Annotated in this window: 8 protein-coding genes; 2 read left to right on the top strand and 6 right to left on the bottom strand. The window is 43.2% G+C overall.

What is annotated here, in order from left to right:
• Positions 1-114: 114 nt before the first annotated feature.
• The 3 genes from H6F41_RS06665 to H6F41_RS06655 form a co-directional block, all read right to left on the bottom strand.
• Positions 115-1,869: an ABC transporter ATP-binding protein gene (locus H6F41_RS06665; RefSeq protein WP_190402692.1), complete on the bottom strand. Its 1,755-nt coding sequence runs from the start codon at positions 1,867-1,869 to the stop codon at positions 115-117.
• A 176-nt stretch (positions 1,870-2,045) separates the two neighbouring features.
• Positions 2,046-2,582, bottom strand: a complete 537-nt coding sequence (locus H6F41_RS06660) for a hypothetical protein (RefSeq protein ID WP_190402691.1) — start codon at positions 2,580-2,582, stop codon at positions 2,046-2,048.
• Between the two features lie 299 nt (positions 2,583-2,881).
• On the bottom strand, positions 2,882-3,247 hold the full coding sequence (locus H6F41_RS06655) for a Rieske (2Fe-2S) protein (RefSeq protein ID WP_190402690.1): 366 nt from the start codon (positions 3,245-3,247) through the stop codon (positions 2,882-2,884).
• A 237-nt stretch (positions 3,248-3,484) separates the two neighbouring features.
• Between H6F41_RS06655 and H6F41_RS06650 the strand changes: the two genes are divergently transcribed.
• Together H6F41_RS06650 and H6F41_RS06645 are read left to right on the top strand one after the other, a co-directional pair.
• The gene (locus H6F41_RS06650; RefSeq protein WP_190402689.1) at positions 3,485-4,204 is read left to right on the top strand and encodes a GDSL-type esterase/lipase family protein; all 720 of its coding nucleotides are present in this window, start codon (positions 3,485-3,487) and stop codon (positions 4,202-4,204) included.
• 247 nt (positions 4,205-4,451) lie between these two features.
• Positions 4,452-5,435, top strand: coding sequence for a permease (locus H6F41_RS06645; RefSeq protein WP_190402688.1), 984 nt, complete (start codon positions 4,452-4,454; stop codon positions 5,433-5,435).
• A gap of 30 nt (positions 5,436-5,465) precedes the next feature.
• Here H6F41_RS06645 and H6F41_RS06640 read toward each other — a convergent pair whose 3' ends face one another.
• The 3 genes from H6F41_RS06640 to H6F41_RS06630 all read right to left on the bottom strand — a co-directional run bounded on the left by H6F41_RS06640 (position 5,466) and on the right by H6F41_RS06630 (position 8,559).
• Positions 5,466-5,861, bottom strand: coding sequence for a VOC family protein (locus H6F41_RS06640; protein WP_190402687.1), 396 nt, complete (start codon positions 5,859-5,861; stop codon positions 5,466-5,468).
• Positions 5,862-5,962: 101 nt separating this feature from the next.
• The gene (locus tag H6F41_RS06635) at positions 5,963-7,258 is read right to left on the bottom strand and encodes a homoserine dehydrogenase (protein ID WP_190402686.1); all 1,296 of its coding nucleotides are present in this window, start codon (positions 7,256-7,258) and stop codon (positions 5,963-5,965) included.
• Between the two features lie 92 nt (positions 7,259-7,350).
• A complete protein-coding gene (locus H6F41_RS06630; RefSeq protein WP_190402685.1) occupies positions 7,351-8,559 on the bottom strand; it encodes a DUF4336 domain-containing protein in 1,209 nt (402 codons plus the stop codon).
• Positions 8,560-8,600: the final 41 nt, after the last annotated feature.

The following is an 8,600-nucleotide window of genomic DNA, read 5'->3' as shown; positions in this document are numbered from 1 at the left end:
TTGTCTTTGCCAATTACCAAGAATGGATAGGCGCGATCGAGATCGCAATTGGTTAATTACATCAGTGATTACATTAGTCAAGTTGTCGCTAATGCTTAACTTACGATCCATAGCTTATTTAATCGCCGTTTCCAGTTTGTGCTGATTCCAGAGCTTTTGATAGAGCGGAGACTCCGCTAATAACTCGGCATGATTCCCTACCTGTACCACCTTCCCCGCATCCATCAAAATAATGCGATCGCAAGTAGAGGCAGCCGATAGATTATGGGTAATGAACAAGACAGTTTTATTTTGCGGCAAATTCCCTAAAATTCCTGTGGCAGTTTGATTGTCCACACTAGACAGCGCATCGTCTAACACTAAAATTGGCGTGTCAACTAGTAAAGCCCTAGCCAAAGCCGTGCGTTGTCTCTGCCCACCTGAGAGCGTAATTCCTCGCTCACCAACCAGCGTGTCATATTGCTTAGGGAACTTGAGAATCTCTGACTCAATCCGTGCTTTATTCGCAAAGTTTTCCACTTCATGCTCATAGGCTTGTGGTTTGCCATAGCGAATATTGTCGCGAATCGTGGCACTAAATAGAAAACTATCCTGTGGCACAAAGGAAATAATTGCCCGCAAATCCTCAATTCTCATTTTGGTAATGTCAATTCCATCAATGAAGATTTGATTTGCAGGAACTTGTACCAAACGCATCAAGGCACTAGCCAATGTGGATTTACCAGATCCAACTGGCCCCAAAATTGCAATTGTCTCGCTAGGATTAATTGTGAAGTTGATGTGATTGAGAGCTGGTTGAGTTGATTGTTCATAACTGAACGTGAGATCACGGGCTTCAATTTTGCCTCTAACCGCTTCCTTGGGAAGTGTGATCGCATCGGCAGTATCGACAATCGCAGGCGGGATATCGAGAATATTTTGAATTCGATTAATACTGACTAACCCGCGCTGATAGGTCACCATCACAAAGCCCAAAATTGCAGTTGGAAAAATCAACCTTTCCACATAAATAATCAGCGATAACAAGTCCCCAATTTTGAAGTCGGTATTAGTCGGACTGGCTAATTTTTCGCCGCCAAACCAGACTAATACTAAAAAGCTAATACTAGCGATTCCCCCCAACAATGGGAATAAGATATTCCGACTTTTTGCCATTCGCAAATTGGCATCTAGGAGCCGATCATTCAACTTGCTAAAAGCATGGAGTTCATTTTCCTCTTGGGCATAAGTTTTAATTAGCGCCATACCATTGAGGTCTTCTTGCAACAATGAACTTACCTGTGATAGCTCTTCCTGCACTTGCAACTGCTCATCGCGGAGCTGCCCACTAAAGTTCTGCACAATCACCAACATAATCGGATAGACCGAAATTGCAAGCACAGTCAGCATCGGATCAATCACTAACATCGCGGGCAAGGTCAAGCCATAGACAAAGACTGAGTTGATGATACTAAGTAGGGCAAAACCTAACAAACGGCGAATATTTTCAACATCACTAGTAACAATGCTGATCGTTTCCCCTGCGGAATTGTTCGCAAAATAGCTGGGAGGCAACTTTAGTAAATGCTCAAAAATTTGTTGTTTGAGACTAAATTCCACTTTGCGCCCAATCCCAAAAATCCAGACGCGGGATGCCATCCGAATTACCCACATCAGCGATGACATGCCAATAATCAGCCAAACATAGCGCATCAGTTCTGGAAATTCGCTAATCTCAAAGACTTCGAGATCATCGACTGCCTCCCGAATCAGCCAAGGTATATATGTGCCTAGCATGTTGGCTAGCAGTAGAGCCACAGTGCCAATAGCCAAGTCTCCCCAGTAAGGACGGAGGTAGTTTTTGAGATTCTGAAATTGCGATCGCGCCATAATATATCCATACTACTTTATTTTGACAAAAGCTTACCTAGTAAGCCTTTGCTTTAAATATCTGAGTTTTTCTGCGCCACCGTTACCTTGTATATGGATAAAATTTTGCCAGCTCTGCTTTGCAGAACTGGCAAAATTTTATCTTAGTTTTAATTCAGCGCCAAGCACTGTAATGATTACTGATTGGATAGTGATTCAGTTTGGGATTCTGACTCTTTGATCGCCGTCGTAAGGGAATTAGGTTTATAAAATGACATCGAACCAACAATCGGAATCGTTGAAGGGCAATCTTCAGTTTTAAACCACACTCGCTGACCTGAGAATAGACCTTCCGTAGCCATGCCTTCAGAAATTATGCAATTGTGGCGAATGTCATGGAGGGCAAAAGCTCCCATATTTGCAGGTAAACCTTGGCTTTCTATATAGCGACCACGATAGATGCCTTGAGTAATATTGCGATTGTAGAGATTTGCCGAAGTTCCAACTTTGAGGCTGTATCTTTCAAACATCCAATTAGGAACATAGTAATTGTTTGATTCCCCTGCCACATTTTTGAAGGTAACAATATTGCCCGAAATCTTTTCAATTACTTGAGGAGTTGTATTGTCAAGATACTCACTCATTGTTTCAGACTTAGCTGACATAACTGATGTTGTAGAAGCAATTGCGATCGCAATTGCTGTAAAAAAGCCACTGAGCATTAGTTTTTGCATAGTTTTCGATCCCTAGATAGATATTATTTGTTTAGACTTGGTGTCACTTCTTGACAATGACAGCCCCATGCTTGAACTAATGAGTGACTTGCTTGACTAAACAATAAAACTTATCTATAGCAATTCTCATACTGATGAGTTATGGGCAAGGGGCTTAAGCCCCTTGTTCAGATAGCTTAGATAAAACCATGTGTGCCTTCCTAGGCTGAAAAACCGCTATATATAAAACCCAAAAAGCTATGGCGCATGATGCGTCATAGCTTTTTGGGTTTTATATTTGATTGCGCTTACTTAAACAATTAAGCATCAATAAATAGATCATTACCCTCTTGAGTAACAGTAAAGCTCTGAACATCCGTAGGAGCTTTGCCCATGGCAATCATTTTCTTCGCCACATTTGGTAAAGGAATACCCACAAAAGAATCGACCCACTCTACATTTTTGCCAGTACAAACTTCAAACTTAGAGCCATGGAAAGGGCAAGTAATAACACCATTCTCAAACTTGCCTTTGGCTAGGGGTAGCCCAAAATGAGGACATTTATTTGCGATCGCACAGTGCTTATCACCAACCTTTGCCACGATTACAGACTTACCATTGGCGCTTGCCTTGAGAACCTTGCCAGCACTGATATCGTTAGTGGTAGCAATTTTGACTTTAGCCATAATTGAGTGACTCCTGCAATATGAAAAATGTTTGAATTTCCGAAAAATACCTACCAGATCATACAGGATTAAACGTGGGTGTAGCAGAACGACTACATCGGGCTTGCAAAAAACTAATTGATTTCACAATAAAAATCATCGCAAGAAATATTAGGTAAAAGTGCTTAGTTACGCTAATCTGTATGTACATTTGTAAAGCAACTAACTCCAAACCAGTATTTCCCAAAATCGCCACTGATGACGACCCTAAATCTCCTCAAAACTGCCCCTTCTTCGGCACGTTCCCATCAGCCCCTAAGAATTACTGCCTTTGGTGATAGCTTGATCTACGGCTATGGCGATCCTATTCATGGCGGCTGGGTCGAGCAACTAAGGCGGCGTTGGATGGGTACAGAATCAGGGCATGTTCTTTATAACTTAGGTGTGCGTGGTGACACAGCTGCCCAAGTTAATCAAAGACTAGAGCAGGAATTTTTACTCAGAGGCGAACTCCGCAACAAGCGCCCTGATTTAATTATTTTGTCCGTGGGTGTCAATGACTCCCCCAGAGTTGGCAATCGACGTATGACCGATTTTGATCGCTTTAAATTAGAGATGATTAATTTACTCGACAAAGCCCAAAATCTTTGCCCCGTAATGTTTGTTGGCATGGTTCCCGTTGATGAATCAAAAATGCCTTTCCTAGATTGTTTACACTTCAATCACGATGACCAATTTCGCTACAAAGAAGCCACCAAGTCCGCTTGTCAGGTGCGTGATATTCCTTATCTAGATATATTTGACATCTGGCAATCACGAGGGCAAGACTGGATTTGCGATCGCTTACATATCGATGGCTTACACCCCAATACCGAAGGCTATCAATCTATTTTTGAAGACCTTCTCAATTGGCAACCATTGATCCATTTAGAACAAATCAGTAACCCAAATTACTACCTTCAAAATCAAAAGGCATAGTCATCAAATTCTTACGTTCTTTGTGAGTCCTGCATACAGCGCTTTGCGCTGACGGAAAACCCAGAAAGATTTTTGAAAGCGTTGCTAAGCGCCGCTTTCAAGAATCTTTCTGGACTACTCAAAACTGCAACAGTCTGTAAGCAACTATAATTGTTAAGCTGAAAATTAGATCTAGAAGCAGTCACAGTGGATCTGACCACCCACGATAGATGTCCTTGATTGTCTCTAGCAATGCCTAACTCCAAATATGAACCAACTTATTAGCGCCTTTACTCTGTTTCTCAGTCTCCTTGTAGAAGCAATGCCATTTCTATTGATGGGAGTGATGCTATCTGGGATTCTCTTAATCTTTGTCGATGAGCGCAAATTAATTGCTATCTTGCCTAAAAATCCATTTTTAGGAGCTTTAGCGGGTAGTTTTCTAGGGTTTATGTTTCCCGTCTGTGAGTGTGGCAATGTGCCAGTAGCGCGGCGGCTAATTTCCCAAGGTGCGCCGATTTCGGTAGCTGTTAGCTTTTTATTAGCCGCACCAACGATCAATCCTGTGGTAATTTGGGCAACTTGGACAGCTTTTCGCGATCAACCCGAAATTGCTTTTTTACGAATTGTGCTGTCATTTCTAATCGCGACCATTGTCTCGATGGTGTTTAGCTCTCAAAAGGATTTACGGGCAATTTTGCAGCCAAATATTGCGATCGCATTGCCAGCACCCAAGGTCAAAGCAGGTGCAGTACCCGTGGGGACATTCTTTTTGGGTGAAGACCAACCACTAGATTGGTCAGGTTATGGTGCGGTGAATAATCAAGTAATCAATAAGTCATTGCCAGAACGATTAAATTTGCTGCTAGATAACACCTTGGCAGAAATGCGTGAGCTAGGCGCAATTTTAGTCATCGGTAGCGCAATTGCCGCGATCATTCAGGTATGGGTTCCCCGCGATATTATTTTGAGTCTAGGACAAGGGCCCGTTAGTTCAATCTTAGCGATGATGATTTTGGCGGCGATTGTTTCGATCTGTTCCACAGTAGACGCATTTTTTGCGCTCTCATTTGCCTCAACCTTTACAGGTGGTTCTTTGCTTTCATTTCTCGTCTTTGGCCCCATCATCGACCTCAAAGCAATTGGCTTGATTTTAACTGTCTTCCAGAAACGCGCCGTTGTGTATATGTTCCTGCTAACGGCTCAACTCACTTTTTTAAGCTGTCTGTTTATTAATTTCCAAATTCGCTAGGCATCAAAAAAGCGTGCAAAGCACGCTTTTTTATTGAGATCTACACATTAATTCAATCGGTAATCCATCAGGATCAGCGATAAAAGCAACTTGATATTTGCGATCGCAAATAGTTTGTTCCCTCGGTGGCAGCAGTAATTTTAGCTTGCCTAACTTATTAACCAAGCCCTGCAAAAAAGCTTCCAGATCATCCACATGAAACGAGAGATGATAGTAGCCCACATAATGCTCATCACTAAAAGGATCAGGAATATGCTTTGGCTCAGGGACTTGCATTAATTCGAGGTTAGTTCCTGCGCCATGCATCCAACAAGCAATCGTTGTCCCTGTCGTAAAGCGTTCGGTCACGACGAAGCCTAATGCTTCATAAAATGCGATCGCTCGAAAGATATCCGCAGTTTTGATCGAAGTATGGTGATATTGCATCAGCTTGATCCATAAACAACAGAGCAATCATTGAAAGCGCCGCTTTGCGGCGCTTTCAATGATTGCTCGTGACAAAAGCTGGCGAATGCACAATTTAGCAATCATAAAACTCGCAAGATTGTGGGAATGCTATGCAGAGTTGACAACTGCTTAATGGTGGCGATCGCCTGTTGGAAGTTGTATTCACTGACTCGCTGTGTAACCACCACAATTTCTGCTAAGCCATCATGGACAGTTGTTTTTTGCAAAATTGCATTCAAACTAACATGATGTTTACCAAAAGCAGTCCCCAGATCACCAATTACCCCCGGCTTATCGTGGGTAAGGAGTCGTGCATAAAACTGCGTCACCGTATTCTCGATGGGGGCAATTTTGGCGTAATGCTCATGGGAACAACCCATTAATTGATTAACTTGATTTGGCATCGATTTTAATGCTGCCGCCACATTGATGATGTCGGCAACTACAGCGCTAGCAGTTGCGCCCGAGCCTGCTCCCGGCCCAGAGAAAACAACCTCACCAATGGGATCGCCTTCAATGCGAACGGCATTGGTAACGCCATGGATATTTGCAAGAGGATGCTGCACAGGAATTAAAGTTGGATGCACACGAATTTCCAGATTGCTGCCATCTTTATTTTCAGCACGTCGGGCAATGCCCAGCAGCTTGATCGTAAATCCTAATTCTTTGGCATAGGCAATATCGGCGCTAGTAATTGAGCGGATGCCTTCTCGGTATATATCTTCAAGTTTGACGCGATCGCCAAAGGCAAGACTCGCCAAAATCGCCATCTTATCGGCGGCATCATAACCATCGACATCCGCCGTCGGATCGGCTTCGGCATAGCCTAGTTTTTGGGCTTCGGCAAGGGTCGCATCAAAGTCAGCTCCCTCAAAATACATGCGACTGAGGATGTAATTGGTTGTGCCATTAACGATGCCCGTTAACTCACTAATGCGATTTCCTCCAAGACTTTGCTTGAGGGCTTGAATCACGGGAATACCGCCACAGGCTGCGGCTTCTAGCATTACATATACGCCATTTTGCTTTGCGGCGGTGAAAATCTCATTACCATGTCTGGCGATGACGGCTTTGTTAGCTGTGACAATATGTTTGCCATTGGCGATCGCTTTTAAAATTAGACTCTTAGCTGGTTCGATGCCACCGATGACTTCAACAACAATGTCAATGGCAGGATCGTTAACAATTGCATCTAAATCTTCTGTGACAATGCTGGCATCAATCGCCACATCACGCTGCTTATTTTGCGATCGCACACCCACACGAGCGATTTCAATATCAGGCAGTAGAGGATGGCGACCCGTAGAGTCTTGGAATATTTTGGCAACACCAGTGCCAACCGTTCCTAATCCGAGCAGTCCAACTTTATATGTCACAGTCTTAATCTATTTAATGCTTGTCATTTCTATTAACATTCACTCTAGTACATTATTTGAAATTTTTGGCTAATCGAGATTGTCTTTAGACTTCAAACTTTGTCTTTTGCCTGTTTAATAATGCGATTGCCTTGTAATAGATTATTGATTTCCTTGAGAACCGTGAAATCTTCCTCAGGCAGAGCAGTGGGACATTTAAATTGCGAATCTTTTTCTAGAAAGCTAAAGGCTTGGCGAAACTCAGTTGGTGTAGTTGCGATCGCATTATCGAAATGACAGGGGATAATTCGCACAAACTGCCAACTTGCCACTTGATTTGCCCATGCGATCGCCGCTTGGGGATCGCGATTGAGAATCAGGGTTTGCAAAATTGGCGCGACAAAAATTCGCCCATTGCCGCGTAATTTTTCAAAGGATTGATACCAGTCATAGCGCCATTTAAAGGGAAATAGTCCAAAAAAAGCTTTTTTCGATCGCTCTGGGGCATTGGCAAGATCGCGCAGGGCTTGCCCGAAAGGCACTGTTTCTAAAACTTGAGGACGGAAATAGAACAAAAATAGGGCGGTACGTTGCCAACCCCTGACCCGATTTACAGGCGTATCGGCAATTGGTTCGGCGGCGCTATCCCTAGCGTGAAACAACAGGGGATAGGGATCAATTTGTAAAATTTCAGGCGGATGCTCAGGAATTGCGACAATCGTATCCGTGACTAATAAACTTTGCGATCTCTTATCTAACCATGCCACCTCGGCAAATTTACCTAAACCTAGTTCAATCGAGCCTAAAATTGCATAGTCAAACTGATCCGCAAAGGGAGTTTGCTTAACATCTGGGGGCAAGATATGCGTGCGTCCCCAAGGTAAACCGAGCCAACTTAGCGGCAAATTAAACGGAAAACTCCATTGGTGGGGTGACACATATACTTGAGCCTTGGGAAATTTTCGCGCAAATGGCCCCACAAATACTTTATGTTCAATTCCTGAAACCGTTGGCAAAATAATGTATTTAACTTCCCCATGCTCCGCGACTAATTCATTCACGAGGCGGATACATTCAGGGGTTGGGGCAACGGGTGCATAGACTAGCAATCCACCTTGGGCTAGCTTTACCACAGTCATGCGGATTGGCACAACTACATAAAAGATCCCCTGAATTTGATCAAATGTCCATACTGAGTCTTTGACTATTTCTTTACGCAATGTCCTACGCTGACCATAGGGATATAGTGGCACTACCTGCCAAAATTTCCATGACCAGTCTTGTTTGCGATCGTTTGTGGGAGATGTTTCTGGAACAGCCATTAGCCGCAATCTTAATCTTTTATATTTATCAGTTTTTAGAG

It is taken from the genome of Pseudanabaena mucicola FACHB-723 (assembly GCF_014696385.1).
GTDB lineage: Bacteria > Cyanobacteriota > Cyanobacteriia > Pseudanabaenales > Pseudanabaenaceae > Pseudanabaena.
The sequence above is the reverse complement of the archived record's forward strand: the minus strand, read 5'-3'. Positions and strand labels throughout refer to the sequence as shown.